At 50.5% G+C, this 25,392-nt stretch carries 24 protein-coding genes; 17 read left to right on the plus strand and 7 right to left on the minus strand.

Annotated features, from left to right (window positions below; translation table 11 throughout):
• Positions 1–40: 40 nt before the first annotated feature.
• A complete protein-coding gene (locus AC27IB_RS16850) occupies positions 41–949 on the minus strand; it encodes a MipA/OmpV family protein (RefSeq protein ID WP_487122372.1) in 909 nt (302 codons plus the stop codon).
• A 211-nt stretch (positions 950–1,160) separates the two neighbouring features.
• Between AC27IB_RS16850 and AC27IB_RS16855 the strand changes: the two genes are divergently transcribed.
• Positions 1,161–1,514 carry a hypothetical protein gene (locus AC27IB_RS16855; RefSeq protein WP_296049957.1) on the plus strand — a complete coding sequence of 118 codons (354 nt, stop codon included), beginning with the start codon at positions 1,161–1,163 and terminating at the stop codon, positions 1,512–1,514.
• Positions 1,515–1,571: 57 nt separating this feature from the next.
• Here the strand turns inward: AC27IB_RS16855 and cysE are convergent, their stop codons facing one another.
• Entirely contained in the window at positions 1,572–2,387 is an 816-nt protein-coding gene (gene cysE / locus AC27IB_RS16860; protein ID WP_296049961.1) for a serine O-acetyltransferase, read from the minus strand.
• A gap of 325 nt (positions 2,388–2,712) precedes the next feature.
• Here cysE and uvrD point away from each other — a divergent pair, with 325 nt between their 5' ends.
• From uvrD to AC27IB_RS16880, 4 genes are all read left to right on the plus strand, one after another.
• The gene (gene uvrD / locus AC27IB_RS16865) at positions 2,713–4,881 is read left to right on the plus strand and encodes a DNA helicase II (protein WP_296049964.1); all 2,169 of its coding nucleotides are present in this window, start codon (positions 2,713–2,715) and stop codon (positions 4,879–4,881) included.
• A 9-nt stretch (positions 4,882–4,890) separates the two neighbouring features.
• Positions 4,891–6,147: a GGDEF domain-containing response regulator gene (locus tag AC27IB_RS16870; RefSeq protein WP_296049967.1), complete on the plus strand. Its 1,257-nt coding sequence runs from the start codon at positions 4,891–4,893 to the stop codon at positions 6,145–6,147.
• 270 nt (positions 6,148–6,417) lie between these two features.
• Positions 6,418–8,418 (plus strand): serine hydrolase domain-containing protein, encoded by a 2,001-nt coding sequence (locus AC27IB_RS16875; protein WP_487122375.1) that lies wholly within the window; start codon positions 6,418–6,420, stop codon positions 8,416–8,418.
• Positions 8,419–8,448: 30 nt separating this feature from the next.
• On the plus strand, positions 8,449–8,577 hold the full coding sequence (locus tag AC27IB_RS16880) for a hypothetical protein (protein ID WP_296049971.1): 129 nt from the start codon (positions 8,449–8,451) through the stop codon (positions 8,575–8,577).
• A gap of 51 nt (positions 8,578–8,628) precedes the next feature.
• Here AC27IB_RS16880 and rarD read toward each other — a convergent pair whose 3' ends face one another.
• Both rarD and AC27IB_RS16890 read right to left on the minus strand, forming a co-directional pair.
• Entirely contained in the window at positions 8,629–9,543 is a 915-nt protein-coding gene (gene rarD, locus AC27IB_RS16885; protein WP_296049974.1) for an EamA family transporter RarD, read from the minus strand.
• Positions 9,544–9,558: 15 nt separating this feature from the next.
• A complete protein-coding gene (locus tag AC27IB_RS16890) occupies positions 9,559–10,896 on the minus strand; it encodes a magnesium transporter (RefSeq protein ID WP_296049977.1) in 1,338 nt (445 codons plus the stop codon).
• Between AC27IB_RS16890 and AC27IB_RS16895 the strand changes: the two genes are divergently transcribed.
• Positions 10,895–11,020: a hypothetical protein gene (locus AC27IB_RS16895; protein WP_487122377.1), complete on the plus strand. Its 126-nt coding sequence runs from the start codon at positions 10,895–10,897 to the stop codon at positions 11,018–11,020. The genes AC27IB_RS16890 and AC27IB_RS16895 overlap by 2 nt on opposite strands.
• A 91-nt stretch (positions 11,021–11,111) precedes the next feature.
• Positions 11,112–12,935, plus strand: coding sequence for a DNA helicase RecQ (gene recQ / locus AC27IB_RS16900; protein ID WP_487122421.1), 1,824 nt, complete (start codon positions 11,112–11,114; stop codon positions 12,933–12,935).
• 4 nt (positions 12,936–12,939) lie between these two features.
• On the opposite strand, the gene AC27IB_RS16905 is transcribed toward recQ, so the two are convergent.
• The gene (locus tag AC27IB_RS16905) at positions 12,940–13,617 is read right to left on the minus strand and encodes a glutathione S-transferase (RefSeq protein ID WP_296049987.1); all 678 of its coding nucleotides are present in this window, start codon (positions 13,615–13,617) and stop codon (positions 12,940–12,942) included.
• 324 nt (positions 13,618–13,941) lie between these two features.
• Between AC27IB_RS16905 and AC27IB_RS16910 the strand changes: the two genes are divergently transcribed.
• The 5 genes from AC27IB_RS16910 (at position 13,942) to AC27IB_RS16930 (ending at position 18,718) form a co-directional block, all read left to right on the plus strand.
• Positions 13,942–14,625 carry a hypothetical protein gene (locus AC27IB_RS16910; RefSeq protein ID WP_487122379.1) on the plus strand — a complete coding sequence of 228 codons (684 nt, stop codon included), beginning with the start codon at positions 13,942–13,944 and terminating at the stop codon, positions 14,623–14,625.
• A 113-nt stretch (positions 14,626–14,738) separates the two neighbouring features.
• Entirely contained in the window at positions 14,739–16,151 is a 1,413-nt protein-coding gene (locus tag AC27IB_RS16915) for a protein adenylyltransferase SelO (protein WP_487122381.1), read from the plus strand.
• Entirely contained in the window at positions 16,139–16,483 is a 345-nt protein-coding gene (locus tag AC27IB_RS16920) for a hypothetical protein (RefSeq protein WP_487122383.1), read from the plus strand. Before AC27IB_RS16915 ends, AC27IB_RS16920 begins: the two co-directional genes overlap by 13 nt.
• Before the next feature lie 146 nt (positions 16,484–16,629).
• Positions 16,630–17,250 carry a GTP cyclohydrolase II gene (gene ribA / locus AC27IB_RS16925; RefSeq protein ID WP_487122385.1) on the plus strand — a complete coding sequence of 207 codons (621 nt, stop codon included), beginning with the start codon at positions 16,630–16,632 and terminating at the stop codon, positions 17,248–17,250.
• Positions 17,251–17,368: 118 nt separating this feature from the next.
• Positions 17,369–18,718, plus strand: coding sequence for a DUF3300 domain-containing protein (locus tag AC27IB_RS16930; protein ID WP_296050003.1), 1,350 nt, complete (start codon positions 17,369–17,371; stop codon positions 18,716–18,718).
• On the opposite strand, the gene AC27IB_RS16935 is transcribed toward AC27IB_RS16930, so the two are convergent.
• Both AC27IB_RS16935 and AC27IB_RS16940 read right to left on the minus strand, forming a co-directional pair.
• Entirely contained in the window at positions 18,702–19,571 is an 870-nt protein-coding gene (locus tag AC27IB_RS16935) for an ATP-grasp domain-containing protein (RefSeq protein WP_487122387.1), read from the minus strand. The two genes, AC27IB_RS16930 and AC27IB_RS16935, sit on opposite strands and share 17 nt — an antisense overlap.
• 22 nt (positions 19,572–19,593) lie before the next feature.
• Positions 19,594–20,112 (minus strand): hypothetical protein, encoded by a 519-nt coding sequence (locus AC27IB_RS16940; protein WP_296050009.1) that lies wholly within the window; start codon positions 20,110–20,112, stop codon positions 19,594–19,596.
• A 218-nt stretch (positions 20,113–20,330) separates the two neighbouring features.
• Here AC27IB_RS16940 and AC27IB_RS16945 point away from each other — a divergent pair, with 218 nt between their 5' ends.
• The 5 genes from AC27IB_RS16945 to AC27IB_RS16965 all read left to right on the plus strand — a co-directional run bounded on the left by AC27IB_RS16945 (position 20,331) and on the right by AC27IB_RS16965 (position 25,386).
• Positions 20,331–21,269 carry a bile acid:sodium symporter family protein gene (locus AC27IB_RS16945; protein WP_296050011.1) on the plus strand — a complete coding sequence of 313 codons (939 nt, stop codon included), beginning with the start codon at positions 20,331–20,333 and terminating at the stop codon, positions 21,267–21,269.
• 156 nt (positions 21,270–21,425) lie between these two features.
• Positions 21,426–22,295: a mechanosensitive ion channel family protein gene (locus tag AC27IB_RS16950; RefSeq protein WP_296050016.1), complete on the plus strand. Its 870-nt coding sequence runs from the start codon at positions 21,426–21,428 to the stop codon at positions 22,293–22,295.
• Positions 22,295–23,266, plus strand: coding sequence for a zinc transporter ZntB (locus tag AC27IB_RS16955; RefSeq protein WP_296050013.1), 972 nt, complete (start codon positions 22,295–22,297; stop codon positions 23,264–23,266). The genes AC27IB_RS16950 and AC27IB_RS16955 overlap by 1 nt, the downstream gene beginning before the upstream one ends.
• 114 nt (positions 23,267–23,380) lie before the next feature.
• The gene (locus AC27IB_RS16960; protein WP_296051336.1) at positions 23,381–24,859 is read left to right on the plus strand and encodes a methyl-accepting chemotaxis protein; all 1,479 of its coding nucleotides are present in this window, start codon (positions 23,381–23,383) and stop codon (positions 24,857–24,859) included.
• On the plus strand, positions 24,859–25,386 hold the full coding sequence (locus AC27IB_RS16965; protein ID WP_296051339.1) for a DUF6436 domain-containing protein: 528 nt from the start codon (positions 24,859–24,861) through the stop codon (positions 25,384–25,386). The genes AC27IB_RS16960 and AC27IB_RS16965 overlap by 1 nt, the downstream gene beginning before the upstream one ends.
• Positions 25,387–25,392 lie beyond the last annotated feature (6 nt).

The following is a 25,392-nucleotide window of genomic DNA, read 5'->3' on the forward strand; positions in this document are numbered from 1 at the left end:
TAGAAGCCGCAGTCAGCGGCTTCTTGCTTTTTTATTAGCTTTACCAGGTGGCTTTAGCGTCGCTTTTATAGGCACGCCAAACAAACCCGACACCCACACTATAGGTCACATCCTTCTCAAAAAGCGGACTGTTTTCATTCGCAGAACCACTATTAAATTGTACCGATGTGGTTAAAAAGCCGCGCACGTTTTTAACTACCGGGAAGGCCAATCCTGCCGACAACTCTGCGCCCAGGTAGCCACTTTGCGCATCGTAGGCAGGCCTGACCGTTGTGGCATATTCCGGCCTTACCTCATAGAAATAATCATGTAACTTTTCGGTTGCCCAGGTGGTTCTGAGAGCCAGGCTAAAACCGGTATCAGGCAGAAAAACGCCTCGTTGCTGGTAGGTCAGGGTCGGTTCAAAAACAAATCCTCTGGCATCAAATCCACCAAAATCGGTTGAGAAAACGGCGCGTGCCTGAAGGCGTGCATTCAGGCGCGAGTTGCCGCCCCGGTCAAAAGAAAAGTCTTTAATTTTGTAGATGAGTTGTGGGCCAACCTCAACCAGGTAATCAAGTTCAGGCATGCCTTCGCGAACGGTATTGTCATCACTGTCTGCGGCAAAGGCTCCGCCAAAACTCATATCCAGTTCCAACCTGTCATTTTCGAGGAATACGGCTCTTGCTCCTCCTCTTCCGCCCACACGAAAAATATCACCGCGATAAATAACGTAAGGTAATGCCAGGGCTACAAAATTGCGCTCGCCTGAGGCCGGGTAATTCGGTGACTCTATCATGCCGCCGCCCACCCCCGCTTCCCAAAGGGGGAGTCGCTCATTCAGGCCCTCAAAGCCGGTTAAATCACGATTTGGCGAGTCTTCGATATCGGCATTTTCAGACGCGGCCAGACCGCCATTGCAGAGCAATGTCAGCAGAATCAGCCCGCCAATTTTTTTCACAAAGTACATGGTATAATCCTAAACCAGAAAATAAAGCCCGTCAGGCCGGCTTCGAACTGTCATAAACGTCTCTTTATACTCAATAAATAGCGTTAGGGATGAAAAAATACCAGAGTGAGCCTACAGAACAATAACAAATCGGCAGTACCGCATAATTAAGGCTTTTGCTCACGGCAATTTACGCTATCATGCCTTTACTTCAGACTAAGCACTTTTTCTGATGGGATTGCTGACCTACGTAAAACAACGGTTTCGCCCTGCCCCGCTCCCTGTGATTGCGGCAGGCACTGATATCGCCTCCTACCAGCTGATTGAATATCTTACGCGCTCGCCTAAGTTCGAGCCGTTGTACGTGTTGAATGAAGAACCCTGGCATCACCGCACTTATATGTTTGGCGCGCAATTGCGCTACGCCAGTGAGCTACTTGCTCTGGTCGAAAAACACCATATCAAAAAAGTTTATTGTGTCACGCCACAAGATTACGCCAGGCTGGAGTCTGAGTACGCTAAGGCGTTATCAGCAAAAGGTTGCGAGCTGTGCTTGCTGAGTAAAGGCGAATTACCGAAAGACTGAATCGCTCAGCTTCATAAGCAGAGGCTGAGAGTTTATGACGATCAGCCGCTCATCGGACTAAGCTTGTTCGTAGGGCTCGTTGTCTTCCAGCACATTTTGATTCATGGAGTCGCAGGGCCGCGGACAACAGGGACGGCCCACTACTTTGGCCGGTACACCAACTACCGTAACATGAGGTGGGACATCATTGAGCACCACGCTACCTGCACCCACCTTTGAACCTTCGCCAATTTCAATATTGCCCAGCACTTTCGCACCTGAGCCCAGCATAACGCCCTGGCGAATTTTCGGATGACGGTCGCCGCTTTCGTTGCCGGTACCGCCAAGCGTAACGTTTTGCAGAATCGAAACGTTATCTTCAATCACGGCGGTTTCGCCCACCACAATACCTGTCGCGTGGTCAAACATTACGCCCTTACCAATGGTGGCCGCCGGGTGAATATCCACCGCGAAGGTTTCTGAATTGCGACTTTGTAAAAACAGGGCTAGCTGGTGACGGCCCTGCTGCCACAGATAATGGGCCATGCGATGCACCTGGACAGCCTGAAACCCTTTAAAGTGCACCAGCACGTTAAGGTAATTGGTTACTGCCGGGTCTCGGGTGTAGATGGCACGAATATCTTCGATAGCCGATTCAACAATGGCCGGTTCCAGCAAATAGGCTTCATCGAGAATTTCTCTGATGGTCAGCGCAGGCATTACATCGTCAGCCATTTTGTTCGACAAAATAAAGCTCAGCGAGGATTCAAAGTTGTGATGAGTTAAAATGCAGGCATGGATAAAGCTCGCTAACAGCGGTTCTTCATCAACAATTTGACGCGCTTCTTTTTTTAGCTGCAGCCAAAAATCAGCGGTATCGGTCAGTGCATGCATGGGCGTTCCTAATTAGTTTGCTGTGCGGGTAGAGTTGAACAAGATAAAACCAGCCAACGCGCGTAGCGCTAACATAATGGTTTATGACATCAATTCAAGAGGTAACCCGAAAAAATTGCGATAGCCGGAGAATTCAGCGCGGTCTGCGACACCGGAAGGTTTATATTACCTTATATCCGACCGGACTTCGCACAGATCACTTTCATTAACTTGTTACGGGCAATAATCCGCCATTATTGTGCAAGCGCGGTTTATCGCGATAGGCTTTAATGGCATACTTTGCTTTTTATGCCCTGAATAAAAATACAGGTGTTTTTGTATTGCTATGGATGTTTCTGAGTTACTCGACGAATTAAACGATAAACAGCGTGATGCCGTTGCAGCGCCGCTGTCTAATATGCTGGTACTGGCAGGCGCCGGCAGTGGTAAAACCCGGGTGCTGGTGCACCGTATTGCCTGGCTAATGCAGGTAGAGAACATCGCCCCCTACAGCATTCTGGCGGTAACCTTTACCAATAAAGCGGCGCGGGAAATGCGCGGGCGTATAGAGCATGTGATGGGCCGGCCGTTAAACACCATGTGGATTGGTACCTTCCATGGCCTGGCGCACCGGTTGCTTCGCGCCCACTACGCTGAAGCCAATCTGCCGGAAAATTTTCAGATCCTCGACTCTGACGATCAATACCGATTGGTGCGCCGGGTACTGAAGGCCATGAACCTCGATGAAAAACACTGGGCGCCACGGCAAATCCAGTGGTACATCAACGGTAATAAAGACGAAGGCCTGCGTCCTCAGCACATTGAAACCCATGGCGATCATACCCAGCAAAAAATGCGTGATATCTACGCCGCCTATCAGGAAGCGTGCGATCGCTCAGGGCTGGTAGACTTCGCCGAATTGTTATTGCGTGCCCACGAATTATGGGTCAAAAACCCGGACGTACTGGCCCACTATCAGCGTCGTTTTCGCGCTGTACTGGTAGACGAATTCCAGGATACCAACAATATTCAGTACGCCTGGTTACGCCTGCTTTGCAATCAGGACAACAATATCATGATTGTAGGCGATGACGACCAGTCGATTTATGGCTGGCGTGGTGCCAATGTAGACAACATCCAACATTTTCTGAAAGATTTCGACGGCGCCTCCACCATTCGATTGGAGCAGAACTATCGCTCTACGGCGACCATTCTTAAGGCTGCCAACACGGTTATCGACAATAACCAGGGCCGGTTAGGTAAAGAACTGTGGACCGACGGTGATGATGGTGAACCCATTTCTATTTATGCCGGTTTTAACGATCTGGATGAAGCGCGCTTTATCGTTTCACAAATAACCGACTGGCATAACCAGGGCAATCAGTTAAAAGAGGTTGCCATTTTGTACCGCAACAATGCCCAGTCGCGGGTACTCGAAGAAGCCTTGCTGCATCAGAGTCTTCCCTACCGTATCTACGGCGGACTGCGCTTCTTCGAACGGCAGGAAATTAAAGATGCACTGGGCTATATGCGCCTGGTCAATCACGCTCATGATGACGCGGCGTTTGAACGGGTGGTTAATACCCCCAGTCGTGGCCTGGGTGAGCGTACCCTGGCCACCATTCGCGAACAAACCCGACTGCAGGATTGCTCTATGTGGCAAGCCAGCCTGCAACTGTTGCAGGACGGTAGCCTGAAAGGCCGCGCAGCCAACGCGCTCAATGCCTTTATTGAGCTAATCAATAAACTGGCCGGTGAATTTGAAGGCCAGCCACTGGAAGAACAGGCCAACAAGGCCATCAACCAGTCTGGTTTATACGCTATGTATCAGGCCGAAAAGGGTGAAAAAGCCCAGGCCCGGCTGGAAAACTTAGAAGAACTGGTGACTGCCTGTAAGCAGTTTGTGATCCCGGAAGAAGCCGACGAAATGACACCGTTACAGGCATTTCTGGCTCACGCTTCACTGGAAGCGGGGGAAACCCAGGCCAGTAAAGACCAGGATGCCGTGCAGCTAATGACCATTCATACTGCCAAGGGCCTGGAATTTCCGCTGGTGTTTATTGCCGGCGTGGAAGAAGGCATGTTCCCCAGCCAGATGACCAACGACGAACCCGGCCGGATGGAAGAAGAACGCCGCCTGTGTTACGTAGGCATGACCCGGGCAATGAAAAAACTGTATATGACCTACGCCGAAATGCGCCGGGTATACGGGCAGGAAAAATATCACACTGCTTCACGCTTTTTACGGGAAATTCCCAGTGAATGTGTGGAAGAAATCCGCCTGACGTCTACAGTATCAAGACCGGTCACAAGTCGTTTCAGCAATGCGGCGTCCCACGAGCGGATGGAGCAAAGCGGCTTTTCACTGGGTCAGCGGGTCAATCACCGCAAGTTTGGTGAGGGTGTAGTGCTAAACTATGAAGGGAGTGGCGACCATGCCCGGGTTCAGGTTAACTTTGATGAATTCGGCAGCAAATGGCTGGTACTGAGCTTTGCTAAATTAGAGGTGATATAGGGTTCACAAATGCAGCAGAAGGTGCTGATAATTGAAGACAATGCGAGTAGCATCAGCCTGCTGACCAAGTTGGTTGAAATGGCGCAATTAAAGCCGGTACTCGCCTCTTCACTGACTGCTGCAAAACATACCTTTATACACAGCGACCCGGAAGATTACCTGTGTGCCATTGTCGATTACGATTTGCCAGATGCGCCCAATGGCGAGGCTATCGACTTTGCGGTAAAAAGCTACCTGCCCACTATTGTGACCACCGCCCGATTGGACGAAGATATTCGTAAAGCGGTACTTTCCCGCGATGTAGTGGATTACATCCCCACAGAAAACGCGCAAATTTTTGACTACCTCATGCGCCTGATTGGCCGGCTGGAGAAAAACAAAACCACCGGCGTCGTGGTTATTAATCCCCGGCGAAGCGAACGAACCGCCATGGCGGCTCTCTTACGACGACATAACTTTATCACTTACGAGTGCGCCACGGCGACGCAGGCAGAAACACTGCTCGATAAACACAGTCACATTAAACTGGTATTCGTCGACAGCGATATTCAGGATAAACCCCCTACCCAGTTTGTTGCCTGGCTGCGCAAACAATACAGCAAGGAAGATCTGGCCATTATTGGCATTGCTAACGATCGTAATAACCTGCTATCGGCACGGTTTATTAAAAGCGGCGCCAACGATTTTGTGCGTAAGCCTTATCACCTGGAAGAATTCCTTTGCCGGGTAAACCAGAACATCGAACTGCTGGAAAATGTAGAAACCATCAGGCGTACAGCAAATACAGATTATCTGACCGGTTTACCTAACCGCCGCCATTTTTTCTACACCGTAAATAAAATGCAGCGCAATCAGCCAGCCAATCAGGCGCTGGCGTTACTCGATTTAGACTTTTTTAAAGCCATCAACGACACCCATGGTCATGACGCCGGCGATGAAGTGCTCAAAGTGGTAGCCAACCGCCTAGCGGTGATGTGCGCAGATGTGATTATTGCGCGCTTTGGCGGCGAGGAATTTTGTATTTACTTGCCAGACACCGAACCTCACAAAGCGGTAAGCCGACTTGAAGAGATACGTCGAAACATCAGTGATCACCCGGTTAAATTCGGCGAACTGACCCTAAACGTAACCGTCAGCATCGGCCTTACCACACAAAGTGATCATAATATTCAGGCAATGCTCACCACCGCCGACAAGCTGCTCTATCAGGCCAAACACAATGGCCGTAACAGAGTAGAGCATGATGCACAAAAAGTATGTGGCTGACGGGGTACTGCCGATGCAAAGTAAATGGTCTGATAACCGAAATAACCTCGGGTACGAGCGATAAGAAATCGACAAATACTTCACAGAACTGCTAAAACCACAACTAGCCCACCCGGCACAACCAAAGGAAGCGGTTTTTTTATATTCCGAGATTAATAGTTAGCCCATCATGATCACGAATTGCACAAAATTCAATCAACCTGTATGCTCAAACTTCACTCGTTATTGCATTTTGATAACTGGATTTTTATATACCAAGGAAAGCAATAAATGAAACCCCTTATAGGATGGGTGTTAGCCCTGTTATTAAGTTCGGCAATACTTAGTGGATGTAGTAAAAAAACCGAAGACACCTCCAAGTCTGCTCCCAGCCCCGGCACAGATACCAGCGCCAGCGTTGAATATACGCCACCACCAGGCTGGATAGAAAACGTCAAGGGGCCACTAACCATTTACACCCCTAAAGAGGGCGATGCCAGCGTGGTTATCGCAACCGTTGATGATGCGCAAGATGAAGAAGTAGCGGCTCAGATCGCCTGGAAATTATTCGACCCGGAATTTTCACGGGATATCAGGGTTAACTACCCAGACAACATTTATGGTGGTTGGGAACAAATACGAAACATAGAGTATGTTACTTCGCCAAGTGAGCAACAGCTGATTTACGCCACCACTTTTCAAAGTGATGGGCGTTGGCAGGTTGTTATCCTCGCGGGCAGTAACGCCACGCTCTATAAACGCTGGGCTGAATATAATGAGTTTATTCAGAGTTTTGTAAAAGCGGATTACGTTGCGGAAGATCTGAGTACTCGTCAGGCAAAACAGCTAACCGATAATGATATTACCGAACTGTTGACGTTTGCTGAAAAAGCGTCTGTAAGCCTGAAGATTCCAGGAGCAGGCATTGCCCTGGTACAAAATGGGAAAGTCATATACAGCGGCGGTATTGGAGTTGAGGACATCAATACCAAAGCCCCGGTAACCAAAGATTCTGAATTTATGATTGCCTCGAACACCAAAGGCATGACAACCCTGTTGTTGGCCAAACTGGTTGAGCTGGGCAAAATAGGTTGGGATGATCAGGTAATTAGCCATTATCCACAATTTGAGCTGGGAGATAAAACCACCACAGAAAGTGTATTAATAAAACACCTGGTCTGTGCCTGCACCGGACTGCCTCGTAAAGACTACCCCTGGCTATTTATAAACACACCCGACACTCCTGTTACTGCCACTTTCGAAGATTTGGCGAGTACCGCACCAACCAGTGATTTCGGCGAGATCTTTCAATATAACAATCAGATGGCTGCGGCAGCCGGGTATATTGCAGGTCATGTTCTCTACCCTGAAATGGAGCTCGGTGAAGCTTACGATAAAGCCATGCAAGAATTGATTTTTGTACCTCTTGATATGCAAAACACAACGTTTTCTTTTGAAGAGGCTTATAACCAAGGCATTGCTTCACCACATGCCCTGAATATAGATGGCGATATTATTATATTAGAGCAATCAACCACTACAGGCTTTAACCATCTTGTTATGCCTTACCGCCCTGCAGGCGCAGCATGGTCTACCTCCGCAGATATGATCAAATACGTTTTTAATGAACTGTCTGGCGGCGTAGCGCCAGATGGCACACGATTGTTTGCAAAGGAACCTTTGCTGAAGCGCAGAGAGCCATTTGTTAAGACTGGCGCGAATGAAAGTTATGGAATGGGCTTATCCAATGAGACAACCGGAGGCATTGATATTGTGTTGCACGGCGGCAGTTTGTTCGGCTACAAATCTAATTTTTTTGCTATTCCGGGCGCACAAACCGGCGCTGTGGTATTGACCAATTCTGATGAAGGCTACTCTCTACTGCAGCCATTTTTAAGAAAATTAATTGAAATTTTATACGACGCCGAACCGTTAGCCCAAAGTCAGGTGGATGTTGCAGCCGAAAGTAATCAACTTTACCTCGATACGTTCCGAAGCGAATTTACGTACCCTGCGTCTGAAGAAACTATTAACCAACTGGCAGATACTTACATAAGCGACGACCTCGGTGAACTGAAAATTGTAAAAGTTGACGAAAAAGTATTTCTCGACTCGGGCGTGTGGACCGCGGAAGTGGCAACCAAAGTAAGTGAAGATGGCAGTAATCTGTTATTCGTGATCGCACCTGAATTGTTGGGTTTAGAACTGGTTATTGGTGAGGAATCAGGGGTAGGCGTGTTAACCCTTTCTGATGGACAACACGACTACAAATTTCGGGCAGTGTCGCCATAACGATGCGATACCCAGTCGAAATAGCGTTGAATGACCAAAGAGAAGCAACACCCTGACCCTGTGTCATCAACTTTCTCCCTCGATGGAGCACAAGCCATTCCTCGCCTGTGGCTGAACAATGGTAATGGTACATTCAGCGCCAGCGCACAGGATTTATAATCTGAACGCAGTTAACGACAACCGTCGTTACTGCCCTTTCCAACGCATAAATTAGGCAGCCCGTAGCACTTTGCGCTGCTGGCGGTAGGTTTTCAGTGAGTCGAGGCTAAATAACACCAGGCCACACCACACAAAACCAAAGGTGACCAGCCTGGCGGGTTCCAGCGGTTCGTCGTACATCCCCACTGCAAAGATAAACATCAACGTTGGGCCGATGTACTGAATGAGGCCTAGCGTGGTAAACATAATGCGTTTGGCCGCCGCATTAAACGCCAACAGCGGCAGCGTGGTCACCACTCCGGCAGCCATCAGCCAGGCATTTAACGACCATTCGTTGGTCAGCATATTGGCCGCATCCGATGCAAACCATACCCAGTACAATCCGGCAAAGGGCAACAACACCAGGGTTTCCATAAATAATCCCGGCAGTGGCTCAACGGGGATTTGCTTGCGTAACAGGCCGTAAATGGCAAAGCTGCCCGCCAGTAACAACGCTACCCAGGGTAAGGTACCGTGGGCAATAATGATATTCGCCACCCCGATGATCGCCAGCACCACAGCCGCTTTTTGCATGGTGCGTAGCCGTTCATTTAAAAACAGCCGGGCCAGAAACACATTCAGCAACGGGTTTATATAATAGCCCAGACTGGCTTCGAGCATCATATCGGCATTGATAGCCCAAATGAACAGCAGCCAGTTTCCCCCCAGCAACACACTGGCCACGGCAAGTAATCCCATTAACCGTTTGGAGCGGAAAATGGCTCTGACTTTGGCAAATTGTCCTAAGCCCAGTAATAACAACGCCAGTAACGCCGCCGACCAGACAATACGATGCATCAGAATATCCGGCGCCGGTACGCTGGCAATTTGCTTAAAATATAATGGGGCGATGCCCCACATGGTGTAAGCCGCCACCGCATAAAGAAGACCGGCGGTGGCCTGGCGTTGAGTAGCCTCAGCGTTCAAAGCGTTTCCTTATTATTACAGTAAAAACAGGCTGCCCAGCCCCAAAAACGCCACAAAGCCGACAATATCGGTCACCGTGGTGAGAATAACGGAACCAGAAAGCGCCGGGTCAATCTTCAGCTTTTCCAGGATCACCGGCAACATCACTCCGGCAAGAGCGGCTGCCAGTATGTTGAGGAAAATAGCCAGACAAATCACCACGCCAAGCAGTGGGTCACTAAACCACATAAAGGCCACGATCCCAATGACCAGCGCCCAGATAACCCCATTCACGCCGCCAACTTTAAGTTCTTTGGTCATCAGGGCTTTAAGGTTGGCACTGGTTATCTGCCCCAATGCCAAACCACGCACAATCAGCGTGAGGGTCTGGCTTCCTGCTATTCCGCCCATGCTGGCCACCACGGGCATTAGCACAGCCAACGCTACAACCTGTTGTAAGGTGGCTTCAAATAAACCAATAAACCAGGAGGCCATAAATGCGGTAAGCAGGTTGATGCCCAACCACAATGCCCGATTACGGGCACTTTTTGCCACCGGCGCAAATAAATCCTCGTCTTCATCCATACCGGCAGTCGCCATCACCTGGCGTTCGTAGTTTTCGTTAACCAGCTCACTGGCACTTAAAATATCATGGCGTCCGAGCAATTTATTGTTGTCATCAATCACCGGCAGTGCCGTATAACCACTGCGCTGCACCAGTAATGAAGCCGTGGTGGAATCATCCGTTCCTTTTATTACCGGCATGGATTCTTCGGTCAGCTCCACCATGGGTAAGTGCTCAGGCGCACCGAACACGGCGGTAAGCTTCACGGCGGCTGAAAACTGGCCGGAGCGATTGACCAGAAAAATACTGTCACAATGATTGGGTACATTGCGCCGGATTAAGCGCAGGCCATCACGCACCTTGGCGTTGAGCGGTAGCACCAGCATTTCGTGGGATATCCAGTGACCTACCTGTTCATCAGGGAACTGGGTCGCGTCCCGGAAATACGCCTGCTGTTGTTCATCCAATGCCTGGATGGCCAGTTCCAGCAATTTGCTGGGTAAGGAGTCCATCAACTCAAGCAAGTCTTCGGCATCGATCCCCAGTAAAATGGCACTCCACTTGTCATCTGGTGTGCCCGAAATAAGCACTTCCCGCGGATCGCTACGCATTTCTACCAGTACGTCGAGTTTTCGGACATCCGGCAACACTTCCCAGAGCGACATCCGCTCTTCAACCGGAAGTGATTCTAACAGCGTGGCAATTTCCAGGTCTTCAGCCGGTAACAATTGCTCAGCAACGGCCTGAATATCATCGTTGCCATTATCGGCAACAATTTCTTCAATCAGATCGGGTAAGGGTTCAGCCATGAGTTCCACCACACAACAAAATTTGGATCATGATAACACTGATGTTCACCCGGCTGGAATGACTCTGTCGCGGTACATCAGTCAGTTATGGCAGCAAACAGAAAAAGTCGGGCAAAACCCGTGAACCAAAGGCAAAAAACGCGTAAACTCTGCGACTCATGACTGCAACACCAGATACCCCCATAGCCATCGACGAAAACGATAGCCATACCGCTATCGCGACCAGTGCTGCGCCACCCGCAGACAGCCGCAATGCCCAGCAAATCCTGGAAGATATTTTTGGTTACAGCAACTTTCGCTCCGGCCAGGCCGAGGTCATCGACCACACCATAAACGGTAAGGATGTACTGGTACTGCTACCGACTGGTGGCGGTAAATCGTTGTGCTATCAAATTCCGGCCATGGTTCGCGAAGGCACCGGTATTGTTGTTTCACCTCTTATCTCGCTAATGCAGGATCAGGTAGAACAGTTACGCGAAGCCGGGGTAAAGGCCGCCTTTCTTAATTCCTCCCTCGATCAGGAGGATTATCAGGCCACCGTACAGCGACTGCAGGAAGGGCACTATGACATCATTTATGTGTCGCCGGAACGCCTGTTACAACGTTACTTCCTGAACATGCTGGCGCAAACCAAAATTGCTTTATTCGCCGTCGATGAAGCCCACTGTGTGTCTCACTGGGGCCATGATTTTCGTCAGGATTACCGCTCTTTAGGGCAACTAAAGCAACGTTTCCCCGACATTCCGGTGATTGGCCTGACGGCCACTGCCGACACCACTACTGAGCAGGATATTCAGGTCCAACTGGGGCTGGATAACCCGCTGGTATATAAGGGTTCTTTTGACCGCCCGAACATCCGCTACCGGGTTATCGCCAAGTACAAGCCTTTTGAGCAAATCGTCACCTATATTCGACAGCAGGATGGCAGCGGCATAATTTATTGTAATTCCCGGGCCAAGGTGGATGACCTCAGTGCCAAGTTACACCGCCAGGGCTTTAAGAGCGCGGCTTATCATGCCGGCATGGATGCCGATGAACGGGCTTTTGTACAACGCCAGTTTATTACCGATAAAATAGATGTGGTGGTTGCTACCGTGGCGTTTGGGATGGGGATTAACAAATCAAACGTGCGCTTTGTAGTGCACCACGATGTTCCCCGCAGTATTGAAAGTTACTATCAGGAAACCGGCCGGGCGGGTCGTGACGGGCTGCCCGCCGAAGCGTTGTTATTGTTCGACGAAAAAGACAGTGCCCGGGTGAAGCAGTGGATAGATCAGGGCTCCACAACCGACCGCAACGCCATAGAGCTGCAAAAATTTGCGGCCATGGAGGCTTTTGCGGAGGCCCAGACCTGCCGGCGCCAGGTATTACTTAATTACTTTTCTCAGTTTAGCGATACGGCCTGCGGTAACTGTGACATCTGCCTTGACCCGCCACGACCATTCGATGGTCTGGAAACCGCGCAAAAAGTTCTGAGTTGCGTGTTACGCCTGCAGCAACAGGCGGCCACCCAGTATGTGATTGATGTACTGCGCGGTAAAAACCTTAAACGTCTGCAGGAAGCCGGTCACGACAAGCTGTCTACCTGGGGCATTGGTAAAGACCAAAGCGATCAGTACTGGCACAACGTTATTAACCAGCTCATTCACCGGGGATATATTCGGGTAGATATTGCCAGCCATGCCGTACTGCGGTTAACTGAGGCGGCCCGCCCGGTATTAAAGGGGGAAATTCCGGTAGAACTGGCTACGCCGCGGCTTGAAATCAAAGCCGATAAACCGGCGAAAACGGCGCTTAAAAACTACGATAAAGCGCTGTTCGCGCGGCTCAAACACTTGCGAAAAGTACTGGCTCAGGAAAACGACGTGCCGCCTTTTGTTATTTTCAACGACGCCACACTGGCCGAGATGGCCGCCAGTAAACCTACCGATAAACAGGGTTTGCTGGCAGTGAGTGGGGTTGGTCTGACCAAACTCGAGCGTTACGGCGCCCCCTTCCTGCAGTTAATTAACGACTACCTGGAACGAGACGAAGAATAACCCCTTAGGCGTAAGCGTATTCGCCGCCTTTTTCGAGCCCGCGCTGATAGGCATCCCGGCTGTGGATTTTATTCACCCAGGCATCAATAGCTTGGTACTGCCCTTTGCCCACTCGCCCCTGCATGGCTTCCAGCGGGAAGCTCATTTGAAAATCCGCACCGCTTAACCCTTCGCCGGCAAACCATTCGTGCTCTTTAAGATAGCTATTCACATAGTCGAGACTGGTTTTTAAGTTTGGCCCGTAATAAGCGTTGGTGATGGCATCAACCACCTTAGCCACTACCGGTTTCATAAAGAACGGGCTGGCTTTCTCTTTGGCTTTACTCAGTACCAGCCTGGCCACCAACGGCGGCATCAGACTGCCTTCAGCAAAATGCATCCAGAACCGATACTGGTTTAACGCATAGCGATTGTCGGTGGGTTTGAACTGCCCGCCAAATTCATCAATGAGGTACTCAATGATAGCGCCCGATTCTGCCAGCGGGGTATCACCATGGGTGATAATTGGTGCACGCCCGAGAGGATGCACTGCCTCAAGCCCCTCTGGCGCCAGATTGGTTTTGGCATCACGTTGATAGTGCTTAATTTCATAATCCACCCCAAGCTCTTCGAGCAGCCATAAAATACGCTGTGAGCGGGAGTTATTCAGGTGGTGTAATACAAGTGGGGATGGTGATGTCATAGATTACCCTGTATGCCGTGGTTGAGTCTGTCACGACCATAAAAAACAATAAGATGGTTCTAATACGTAAAAACACTTAGTTGGATTACATTTTTCTAAAAGATGCAGCGAAATGATGTTAACTCTCGACAAACAGGCTGAGCGCAGCCTGTGAGTTAATCACCGCCCGCCATGAAAAGCGTGGTATGGCAGCCACCGTTTCCGGGGCAGGCCGGACAGACACAGTCCCTGGCTATTCCAACAATAAATTCTCAACTGACAAACAGTAATGCTATGGGACGCGTTAAACCTTTCAGGCTTACTCAGTAATCAGGGACAATTGGTATGATCGGAGTCACTAGAGCGTCATTACTGTTCGGTTTGTTAATGACCGCATTATTACCCGCAATTGCCCGCGGTGACATCACAGCGCCGAAAGTCTCTGTACCCTGGCGCTATTACAACGGCGATCAGCAGGGCCAGCACTTTTCTTCCCTGACTCAAATTAACAAACAAAATGTCAGTCAGCTGGAAATGGCCTGGCAACTGGATATCTCCGGTCAGGGCGATCCCCAAACGAACCCGTTAATTATTGGTAAACAGCTATTTGGCTTTACGCCAGGGTTAAGTGTTTTTGCTGCCGATGCCACCAATGGCAAAAAATTGTGGGAATTCGATCCTAAAGTGAAAGGCAGCAAGTTATCCAGTGGTAAACTATTTACCGGTCCGTCACGAGGATTGGCGTTTTATCAGGGTAAGGAACAGTCTTATCTGATCGCCGGGGTGATGAACTACCTGTTTGCCATCGACAAAGACACCGGCGAACTGGTCTCTTCGTTTGGCCACCATGGCGCCATTGACCTGCGTAAAAATCTCGGCGGTGATTACACCCGGCATTATGTTTCTCTGACCACCCCGGCCACCTATATGATTGATGGAGTTCAGTACATCGTGATCAGTACTAATAACGCCCGCAATCCCAAGGCGCAACAGGGTTCGGCTTACGTCGCCTTTAAATTCGCTGATTAACCGTTGATAGCCTCGGCGTAGGATGACTGCAACTTTATCCGGCGCCGTTCCTCTCCTACACTATCACCCTGGCAGGTGTTACACTTTTCTCCTTGTTGTTTATTGAGAGTCCAATGCAATTAAACCATCGCTACGCCACCGAACTGGCCGAAACTGTGAGTGCAGTAAAACCGCAACCGCTTAGCGGAATGACGATGCCAATGTACAATCACGAACTGGCTGCACAGTTTAATTTGCCGGACCGCGATCAGCTGATGGCGGCGATATTTGATGACGGCGGCGAACTGGCTGCAAAATCCGTGGCGCAAAAATACGGAGGTCACCAGTTTGGCCAGTGGAACCCGTTTCTGGGCGATGGGCGTGGTTTATTACTGGGTGAGGTAAGCGACACCCATGGCAATCACTTTGATTTACATCTGAAGGGCGCCGGGCAAACCCCCTATTCCCGCCATGCCGACGGGCGCGCAGTATTACGCTCAACCCTGCGAGAGTACATTGCCTCAGAAGCACTCCATTATCTGCGCATTCCAACGTCGCGGTCGCTGTGTTTGATTACCAGTGAGCAATCCATAGTACGTGAATTACCAGAGCCAGGCGCAATGATGATCCGCATGGCATCGAGCCATCTGCGCTTTGGCCACTTTGAATATTATTACCACAATAAACAACAAGACACGCTGGATAAGCTGATGCAGTATACGCTGGCCCATCACTTCCCGGAGTGTTTACAAGACGCCAATCCGCATAAAGCACTGCTGACCGCCATCACCTTGCGTACCGCGCGCATGGTAGCGCTATGGCAGGCTTACGGCTTTGTACACGGCGTAATGAACACCGACAATATGTCAATCCATGGCATTACCTTCGACTACGGGCCTTATGCGTTCATCGAACATTTTCAGTCTGACGCGGTATTTAACCACTCGGATTATGAGGGCCGGTATGCTTTTGACCGCCAGCCGGGTATTGCCCTGTGGAATCTCAATGCGCTGGCCTACGCTTTCTCGGGCCACCTCAGTACCGATGATATCCGGGCCTGCCTGACCTTATTTGAGCCCACCTTTTTAAGCCAGTATCGTCATCAGATGTTAAGCCGCATTGGCTTGGACGATAACCCTGAGCATGAAAATTGTTTAAACACCTGGCTCAGTTTATTAAGCGCCGAAAAACGCGATTACACTGAGAGCTTCAGACAACTGGCGATGGCCGAACCGCAGCAGCCAACCTCGCCGTTGAGAGACCAGTTTGTTGACCGTGAGGCGTTTGATAAGTGGTGGCAGGATTATCGACAACGCCGCCTTGCTACAGGCATCTCCGCTAACGAGCTTAGCCAGCTTAATCCGGTTGTCATTCCCCGTACTCATTATTTACAGTCTGCCATAGAGGCCGCTGAGCAAGGCGACTTCAGCCCGGCCCACAGGCTGATGGATGCGATTCGTCAGCCCTTCGACGATAACGAGGTAACCCGGGATTTCAAAAAGCCCGGCCCTGCCAGTTCACAAGGGAGCCTTTCGTGCAGCAGTTAACCCCACAGGCTATCGCCAGCGCGCTGGTCTGCGAAGGCGGCATTGTTCGCTGGAGCGGGTCGATGCCCTCAACTCAGCAGCAGGCAGTCAGTCTGTGTCATCATATTGCCCGATTACTGCAAGCGCGCCAGGGTGAAAACGACTGGGGCGCAGACCGGTTGCAGGTCAGGCTGATCGCCGATGAATTTGAAATGCTGTTTAACGTAGAATGGCTGTGCGAAGCGGTATGGCTGGAGCCGGTGGGTGCATCAACCGCCCATATCAGCCAGGCTGATATGCTTAAGAACGTGCAGCTCAAATTGCAGCAGGTGCTGGATCCGATGGATCTTTAATATACCCATTTAGTTCAACCCGAACATTAGACTCCGTGCCCTGTTAGGCGGTATAATCGCCGCCCCTGAGGGCTTGTAAACCTATAGCATTGCCCTTATATAGAGGTTCTATTAGGCAGTTTCTACAACAACTTGGCTCGAGTTTCATGACCAGTAAATCCCAGCAATACCGATTTGTCAGCGCCGCAAAGCTTCCTACCCGCAAGGGTGAGTTTACTATCCATGGTTTTGTAGAAGAAAACAGTGGCGTGGAACACGTTGCGTTGTCATATGGTACCTGGCAGCCGGATGACGTTGTGCCTATTCGTATTCACTCTGAATGCCTGACCGGCGATGCCTTGTTTTCAACCCGTTGCGATTGTGGATTCCAGCTGGAACGGGCAATGGAGAATATCGTTGAAAACGGTTACGGTGTTTTGCTGTATTTGCGTCAGGAAGGCCGCGGTATTGGCCTAATCAATAAGATTCGCGCCTATCATCTGCAAGACCAGGGCATGGACACCGTTGAAGCCAACGAACACCTTGGCTTCGATGCCGATATGCGCACCTACGAGATGTGTAAGGTTATGCTGGATAAGCTTAACGTAAAAAATGTTGAGCTAATGACCAACAACCCGCGAAAAACCGCGGCACTCAAGGATCTCGACATAAACGTGGTGGCCCGTAAACCTATTGACCACGGTATTACCAAAGACAACAAGCATTACATCAAAACCAAGACCGAAAAACTTGGCCATGCCTTCGACCCGCATATTCTGGGCGATTAAACGTTCTTTTCTGGCAAGCTGAACAACCCGTTCAGCTTGGTTCAGCCTCAATTAATCTTGCCCTTGCTATAACGATACAAACATCACACCAAGTGCCCCGTGGCACAGGAGAGTTTGTATGAAAAAGCGATTAATTCTGGCCCTGTTTGTGCCGCTGATCTCCACCGGGCAGGTACTGGCTACCACGGCCCCGGAAGACCAACCAACCTATAATACGCAGCGCCTCAGCGAAGAAACGCTCGATACCCTGTTAGCGCCAATTGCGTTGTACCCGGATACGCTGGTTACGCATATTCTGATTGCCAGCACCTACCCATTGCAAGTCATTGAAGCCGACCGTTGGCGACAGGATAATCAGTCGCTGGAGGGTGACGCACTGGAGCGGGCGCTGGAAAACGCCGACTGGGATCCAAGTGTAAAGGCTTTGGTGCCGTTTACCGATGTCCTGAATCATATGAGTGACGACCTCAGCTGGTTACAACACCTTGGTGACGCGGTGATCACCAACGAAGACTGGGTGCTCGACAGGGTACAGGCTCTGCGATTACAAGCCCGTCAGAGTGGTACGCTGCAAAGTAACGACTACCAGCAGGTGTCAACCGAGAACAAAGTGATCGTGATTGAATCACGCCAGCCGGAAGTAGTGTATGTGCCTTACTACGACACCCGGCATGTCTATGGTCACTGGCATTACGCCAGCCAGCCGGTTTTCTGGCCCACCACGGTAAGAATAGCATTGGGTCACCGCATTTACTGGGGGCCACGTGTAAGTATTTCGGCCGGCTTTTACTTTGGTAATATCTGGTGGCCAGAAAGACATATCATTATTCGCAGCACGCCATCACATCGTTACGTCAGACCGCACTACCGGGCCAAACGATACTCGGTGAAAGAGTACCACCGCTGGCAGCACAATGTCGGCAACCGTCATGCCCGCTATTCGCAGAGAGTGGTAACCCATAAACCGGCCATCGTAAAGCGACACCGTTCGTTAAATACTGCCGCCAAACACCGGGAGCTGTATACGCGTACCCACGCCGCCGGCAGCTACAGTGTGAATGGCGATAAACGTGGCAAGCCGGCTCAACAAAACAGCCCGCAACAAAAACCGCGTAAATACAGCCAGGATGCCACGCAGTTAAAGCAACGCCTGAAAAGTCATGACAACGGCAACCGAGGCCAGCAAAGAGATCTGGTCAAAGCGCCTAAAGAGCAGGCCCGGGGCGGGCAACCAGGGCATAAACAGCGAGAGTTTGCGCCAGCCGAACGTCAAAAACCTCTCCGCCAGAAGCCTCAGGAACGTGCGGTTAAACAGGAACGTAAATGGGTAAATAAAGCGCCGGCCCAATCGCAACGTTCACAAAAGGCTTATTCTGAACCGCGTCAGTCGCGCCCGGTTAAACAGTCACACAGTCGCCCGGCGTCAAGAGACCATGCTCAAAAGCCACGTGTTAAGCGTGAGCACTAGCATAACGAAAATAGGCGTTTACGAATCGCTGGGGGGATTGTTCATCCAGATTAAAATAGAGCGAGGGCTCAATGAGCTCAAGCTCTATAATTCGCCATTCACCGGCGAACCACAACAAATCGACCCGGGCGTACAGGTAATCATCGGGCATGGCATTCAGCGCTGCCTGAGCATTGCTTAGCATCGCTGGCTCCGGGGTAATAGCCTGTAAGCTGCCGCCATGTTCTTCCTGCACCCTGAAATCCCCCGCTTTCGGCCGTTTTAGTATGGCGTGACTCAGTTCTCCGGCGAAGTAGAACAAAGACACTTCGCCTTGCTCGGTGACGCTGGTAACAAACGGTTGAACCATACACTCGCGCTGGGCAAAGCACTCCGCCAGTTCACCCGCGCTAAGCGTCAGCCCTTCTGGGGTTAATCGGAAGGTATCGTCGGCATTAGCACTCACGCAGGGCTTAATGACCAACTCTTCGCAGGCGAATTCGGTAAACGCCGCTGCGATAGCGCTTTGCTCAAACCCGGCAAGCCAGCGAGTGGGTAATACGTGTACCTCCGCGGCTTCCAAATCTTTAAGGTATCGCTTGTTTAAATTCCACTCCATCAGTGGCAATGAGTTCATCAGGCGGGATTGCTGATCGATGCGCTTCAGGCAGGCCACAAACTCCGCTTCATATTGCTGGTAATCCCAGGGGCTGCGAACAATCACGGCTTCATAAACACTAAAGTCTGTTTCGGATTGATGCCAGGAAATCGTATCGACCTCATAGCCTTGTGCCGCTAATGGAGCAACTAACAGATCGTCGTAAACAAAAAAATCCTGCAAATCGTCCATCGACAGGAACGCCAGTCTTTTCATAAATAGTCTCTGCGGTAAGAAGTTATATTTCGATGAGCAAGCCTTTGCTGGTGATGTCGATCCGTTTGGGCTTTTGAATACCGAACGCCGCCATGTCCAAATCGTCAAAATCTAACAGCAGGATCACCGGCACGCGTTTCCCTTCCAGGCGCTTAATACCATTAACCAGACTGTTAGAGACCACCGCCTGGTTACTCAACACTTTCAGTTTATCCAGACGGGGCTCAATCAGCCGAAGCTGAGCAAGTTGATGGTGATAAGCAATTTGCCCGGTTATTTCTGCTTTGGCTTTTAGTTGCTGACCATTTTGCTCAGCCAGCACGGTAACCTTTACGTTGACTTCATCTTCCAGCGGGTCCAGCTCAACAAAGGGGTCAGAAAAGGTAAACACCACATCATCAAAGGTGCGTTGCTGAGGAAACACCGCAGTTACCATGCTATTTAACTGATTTTCAGAAAAGGTCATTGTGAATGCCTGCACTGCAGGCACTACCGCCAGCAAGGTAAGCAGGCAAATCCAAACACGACTAAGGTACTTCATAGGGCCACATCAGCAGATTAATAGGCTGATAAGGCTACCAGATTTTTACTTTTCAGGCACCACGCACAGAGCAAGATGGCATTTAAATAGCGGACTTTTGTCATGTAACGATTGTCTGTCGGCTCCGGGACTACACCAAAATCCACAAGCTGGCACGCTTATGAAATTGCCGCTAACAGACTCAGCAATGATAGACTTAAGTCAGTTTGGATTTGCTAATGAGAGTTGCGGTGGCCATTTATTTGTTTCCGGTACTGGCACTATTGATAAGCACGGTTGCCTACCTGTTCCCGGCTGTATTGGTTGAGTTAAAAACGCTTATTGTACCCCTACTGGTATTGGTAATGCTGGCCATGGGACTCACATTGAAATGGCGTGATTTCGTTCAGGTATTGCATTACCGACGCGTAGTGGCGGCTGGCGTGGCTATCCAGTTCATTATCATGCCTGTAGCGGCGTGGCTGATTGCGCTGCTACTGGGGTTATCGGAGGCGTTGATGATAGGCATGATGCTGGTAGGCGCTACCGCCGGTGGCACAGCCTCCAACGTGATGGCCTATTTAGCCAAAGGCAATGTTGCGCTGTCGGTGAGCATGACCATGGTTTCCACCCTGATTGCTGTCCCGATGCTGCCGCTACTCACCTGGCTGTATTTAGGAAAAAGTATCGACGTACCAGCCATGTCGATGCTGGGCATGCTGGTTAAAGTTATTTTGCTGCCCGTTGCCGCCGGCATGCTGTTGAACCAGATTTTTAAGCACCGGTTAGCCGCCATTGCGCCAGTCTGTTCCGTATTTTCCATGGCGGCTATTTTGCTCATCATCGCCATCGTGGTGGCACTTAACAGCGATAATCTGAATACCGTTGCCTGGCCGGTGGTGGGTGCGGTGGTGCTGCACAACCTTGTTGGTCTCGGGTGTGGGTACTGGCTTTGCCGTAAACTAGGCTACAACACGGTAGTCGCCAGAACCGTAGCCATAGAAGTCGGCATGCAGAACTCCGGCCTCAGCGTGGCCCTGGCGTTAAAGTACTTCTCGGCGGCCAGCGCCCTGCCCGGTGCTATCTTTAGTATCTGGCACAATCTTTCCGGAGCGCTGTTTGCCAGCTACTGGGCCAAACGTAGTGTCCCTATTTCAGATGATCCAAACCAAAGTTAGGCAGCTCTGATAGTGCCATGATTTTGTTCGTATCAATAATTTTCATCGTAAAGACAAAATTAAAGCGGGCTTGTTTTCGCCTAAGTTATTTGCATTAATCAATAGCACACTTATTATGTGCGCCACCGATAAATAGGGATAAAACCAGTGGAAGAAATAGTAGCGCAAGTCAAAAACTTTCTGTCGAAAGACCTGTTTACCCTGTTTGATATTACCTTTACCAGCGGTGATTTGGTGGCGGTTCCACTGATCTATGTGGTGGGTATCTGGCTGATGAAAAAGCTGGCTCATATTGCGACCTACCGGTTGCGGGAATCCGGCGCCAGTGCCGACACGATTCACTTATTCAAACGGCTGTTCTATATCATTGCCGGAGCGATTTTAATCGTTACCACGCTGGATGTAATGAACGTGCCGCTGACCGCTTTTGCATTTTTATCCGGTGCGGTGGCCATTGGCGTGGGCTTTGGCGCACAGAACATTATTAATAATTTTATTTCCGGTTGGATTTTAATGTGGGAGCGTCCGATTCGAATTGGCGACTTTCTGGAAGTTGACGGAGCCCGCGGAACCGTTGAAACCATTAATACCCGCTCCACCCGGGTTCGCCGGGTTGATGGTGTACACATGCTGATCCCGAACAGTAAATTGCTGGAAAACACGGTGGTGAACTGGACACTTATCGACAACCTTACGCGTACATCAGTGCGGGTTGGGGTTGCCTATGGTTCAAACTGCAAATTGGTTGCCCGCCTGATTGAGGAAGCCACGTTAAAGCAGGAAGATCTACTCACCGAACCAAAACCGGTGGTTATTTTTGATGATTTTGGTGATAACGCGCTGATGTTTGAGACGTTCTTTTGGGTAAATGCCACCAAAGAACGTGACCTGCGGGTCATCCGCAGTCAGGTGCGTTTTACCATTGATGAGCTCTTTGCTGAGCATGACATAGTGATAGCCTTTCCGCAGCGTGACGTTCATCTGGATGGCACTTTGCAATTGGTTAAACCTTCCAGGAATACGTAATGGCACAATTAAACGATGCCTTTTTATGGGCTTATGATGTTAAGCCTTCGGGTGAAACCGATACACTTGATGCAGCACAACTTACCTCAGTGCTGCCTGAACAAGGCTACCGCTGGGTTCATATCCAGTCTGATGCGCCCGAAGCTGCCGCTCTGCTGCACGGCCTTGGCCTGTCGGAAGACGTCAGTGACAGCCTGATGGCACTGCAAACCCGCCCCCGGGTGATCCCGGTTAACCGAGGCGCACTGGTTTTCCTGCGCGGCATTAATGTGAACCCGGGTGCCGAGCCAGAAGACATGGTATCTCTGCGGCTGTGGATTTCTGGCTCTCTGATTGTCACCGCACGTCGTCATGACCGCAAATTAATGAGTGTGCAGGATACCCGTACCAGCCTGGAACAAGGAGAAGTGCCCGGCTCTACCACTGAACTGCTGATTGCGCTGTTAACCCGCATTGCCGACCGCATTCACGATAAAGTGGAAGATATTGATGAGTCGCTTGGCGATTATGAGGCGCAGGAGTCACTCAATAAACAGGACCGTAACCAACTGGCTATGTTGCGCCGCCAGACCGCCAGCATTCGTCGCCACCTCGCACCGCAACGCGATGCCCTGGAGACCCTGGTGCGTGTGCCCGGATTAATTCCCGATTCACTGGCGTTTGATCTGCGTGACCAGTCAGACCGTATGACCCGTTCGATTGAGGACTTGGATCTTGCCCGTGAGCGCGCCATTGTGTTGCAGGATGAACTGCGTAACCAGATAGCCGACAAGCAGAACATCCGCATGTATGTGCTTTCCATGATAACCGCCATATTTCTACCGTTGTCGTTTTTAACCGGGGTCTTTGGTATGAACGTTGCCGGATTGCCAGGCACCGAAACGCCCAATGCCTTTACCCTGTTGATGTTATCGATGGGCGTGCTGGCAGTCTTTATGCTTTTCGCCATGCTCTGGAAGAAGTGGCTGTAAGATAAAGGAAATTTTTTGCCCCGACAGATCATCTATTGCACTAAAGATTGATCTGGTTCGCTGGCATGATTCGATTTCTCACCTACACTTAACAAAAACTCTGGAGTCGTTACTATGTATTCGTGGGTGTCGGAAGGACATAAAATTTTTCGCGGTGTGTTAATCGCTCAGCTGGTACTGGCAATTATTATTGGCTTAGTAACCGGTGAGCTATTCATTGCCTTTTGGTTAGGTATCCCCATCATTGCACTACCGCTGTTCCTCAGCTTTAACAATCCTGAAGCCGAAATCAGTGCCCATGCTATGGGCATAGGCACCCAGCTAATGACAGCGCTACACATTCACCAGGCGTATGGGCTGACCGAAGTACACTTTGAAATTTTCGCCTTACTGGCTGTGTTGGCAGTATTTCGCAACTGGAAAGTGATTACCTCAGCCGTTGTGGTTATAGCAGTCCATCACATTGGTTTTTTCCTGCTCCAGGTAAATGAGGTTGCAGTGTACGCGTTTGAGGAAGGCCACGTCACCTTTACCATATTGGTGCTGCATGCATTATTTGCCTTAGTAGAAGGCGGCATCCTGATGTACATGACCAAACGCAGCCACGATGAGGGAATTGGTGGCGCAGAGCTTGACGCAGCAATCAATAAAATTCTGGCCGATCGGCAGCATATTAACTTGCGTGTGGAGGTCGACAAGTCCATCCCCATGCTAAAGCGCTTCGACGAACTACTCGCCTCACTCCGTCAGTTAGTCCACGATGCGTCGTCGCTGGCTAATGATGTGGCCAGCGCCAGTGAGTTTATGCAGTCATCTACTAAGGAATTAAACGAACACGTACAACAAAGTAGTCATGAAATTGGCGCTATTTCGGTTGCTTCAGAGGAAATTGCGGTAACGCTACAAGACTCCTCAGAGCGCACTACTGCTGCCAACGACAGAACCAAAGATGCGCGCTACACTACCGGTGAATCCCGTGCTGCGGTGGAGAGCGCCACGGCCACCATCAACTCGCTGCGCGATCGGCTGAATAACGCTGCCAGAACGAATCAGGAACTTAACGAACGTTGTGCCAATATTTCTGATGCTATGCGCTCTATTACGGCGGTGGCAGAACAAACCAATCTGCTGGCCCTGAATGCAGCGATTGAGTCGGCCCGTGCCGGCGAACATGGCCGCGGCTTTGCAGTAGTTGCCGATGAAGTGCGTACATTGGCCATACGTTCAAAAGAAAGCGCCGATGAAATCACCACCATCACTGAGCAGCTGGTATCCAGTACCGCCTCATCGGTAACACAAATGAATCAGTGTATTGAATTGGTCGATGAAGCGGTAAGCACCTCCGACACCGCCGCCAGCTTTATGAACAGCATTGAAGATAAAATTCAGGCGGCCAGCGACAATATGATGGAAGTCGCTACTTCGGCGGTAGAGCAGGAATCTGCTTCAAGCTCAATTGCCCAGAGTACGGCAACCATTCATGAACTGGCAAACTTGGAGGCGAGGACTGCCGAGGCACTCGAGGCCAAGTCAGTACAGCTGGCCGAGATGTGTCAGCGCATGCTGCAAACGGTTAAACGCTTCGTGGTGTAATGACGCAGCGAACCATTATCCTGATTGTTGCGGTGTGGGCGCTGACCATTCTGGGCCTGCTGGGCCTTGCCAGTGTTAACCAGATCAAACCTTTCGACCCTTCAATGTTACTGGCCCAGGCGGCCAGTGACCCGCAGTTTGACCAAGCCTTTACCAAGGCATTAACCCATGCTGGTGTTGCCCCGGGCACCCTGGTGCATATGGTGTCAAACGGCGATTGTTATTGCGATCAACTCACTGAGTCTCATCGTCAGGAGCTTTCCAGGGAGCTGGCTGGTGAAGGCTATCAGCTTAAGCAGTTATCGTTGGCGGAACACCCGGCCCTAAAACGCTATGTAGACCATTACCCGGCACTCGCTGTGGTCGATAACGCCGGGCAGCTGCGCTACCTTGGCCCTTATGCCATTGGTTACGGCTGCTTTACCGGCACAAACCTGGTGAGCCGGATTAAACAAGCCGCCACCTCAGCCGACTACTACGGCGCCAGTATTAACAGCGATGTTAAAGGCTGCTTCTGCGCCGTATAAGCCGTG

The organism is Alteromonas sp. 4NH20-0104, from assembly GCF_057547795.1.

Excerpts from the sequence above, each read along its gene's own strand:
- AC27IB_RS16850 (WP_487122372.1), bottom strand. The coding sequence starts at position 949 with ATGTACTTTGTGAAAAAAATTGGCGGGCTGATTCTGCTGACATTGCTC.
- AC27IB_RS16855 (WP_296049957.1), top strand. The coding sequence starts at position 1,161 with ATGGGATTGCTGACCTACGTAAAACAACGGTTTCGCCCTGCCCCGCTC.
- cysE (WP_296049961.1), bottom strand. The coding sequence starts at position 2,387 with ATGCATGCACTGACCGATACCGCTGATTTTTGGCTGCAGCTAAAAAAA.
- uvrD (WP_296049964.1), top strand. The coding sequence starts at position 2,713 with ATGGATGTTTCTGAGTTACTCGACGAATTAAACGATAAACAGCGTGAT.
- AC27IB_RS16870 (WP_296049967.1), top strand. The coding sequence starts at position 4,891 with ATGCAGCAGAAGGTGCTGATAATTGAAGACAATGCGAGTAGCATCAGC.
- AC27IB_RS16875 (WP_487122375.1), top strand. The coding sequence starts at position 6,418 with ATGAAACCCCTTATAGGATGGGTGTTAGCCCTGTTATTAAGTTCGGCA.
- AC27IB_RS16880 (WP_296049971.1), top strand. The coding sequence starts at position 8,449 with ATGACCAAAGAGAAGCAACACCCTGACCCTGTGTCATCAACTTTCTCC.
- AC27IB_RS16895 (WP_487122377.1), top strand. The coding sequence starts at position 10,895 with ATGAGTTCCACCACACAACAAAATTTGGATCATGATAACACTGATGTT.
- AC27IB_RS16890 (WP_296049977.1), bottom strand. The coding sequence starts at position 10,896 with ATGGCTGAACCCTTACCCGATCTGATTGAAGAAATTGTTGCCGATAAT.
- AC27IB_RS16905 (WP_296049987.1), bottom strand. The coding sequence starts at position 13,617 with ATGACATCACCATCCCCACTTGTATTACACCACCTGAATAACTCCCGC.
- AC27IB_RS16910 (WP_487122379.1), top strand. The coding sequence starts at position 13,942 with ATGATCGGAGTCACTAGAGCGTCATTACTGTTCGGTTTGTTAATGACC.
- AC27IB_RS16915 (WP_487122381.1), top strand. The coding sequence starts at position 14,739 with ATGCAATTAAACCATCGCTACGCCACCGAACTGGCCGAAACTGTGAGT.
- ribA (WP_487122385.1), top strand. The coding sequence starts at position 16,630 with ATGACCAGTAAATCCCAGCAATACCGATTTGTCAGCGCCGCAAAGCTT.
- AC27IB_RS16930 (WP_296050003.1), top strand. The coding sequence starts at position 17,369 with ATGAAAAAGCGATTAATTCTGGCCCTGTTTGTGCCGCTGATCTCCACC.
- AC27IB_RS16935 (WP_487122387.1), bottom strand. The coding sequence starts at position 19,571 with ATGAAAAGACTGGCGTTCCTGTCGATGGACGATTTGCAGGATTTTTTT.
- AC27IB_RS16940 (WP_296050009.1), bottom strand. The coding sequence starts at position 20,112 with ATGAAGTACCTTAGTCGTGTTTGGATTTGCCTGCTTACCTTGCTGGCG.
- AC27IB_RS16945 (WP_296050011.1), top strand. The coding sequence starts at position 20,331 with ATGAGAGTTGCGGTGGCCATTTATTTGTTTCCGGTACTGGCACTATTG.
- AC27IB_RS16955 (WP_296050013.1), top strand. The coding sequence starts at position 22,295 with ATGGCACAATTAAACGATGCCTTTTTATGGGCTTATGATGTTAAGCCT.
- AC27IB_RS16960 (WP_296051336.1), top strand. The coding sequence starts at position 23,381 with ATGTATTCGTGGGTGTCGGAAGGACATAAAATTTTTCGCGGTGTGTTA.
- AC27IB_RS16965 (WP_296051339.1), top strand. The coding sequence starts at position 24,859 with ATGACGCAGCGAACCATTATCCTGATTGTTGCGGTGTGGGCGCTGACC.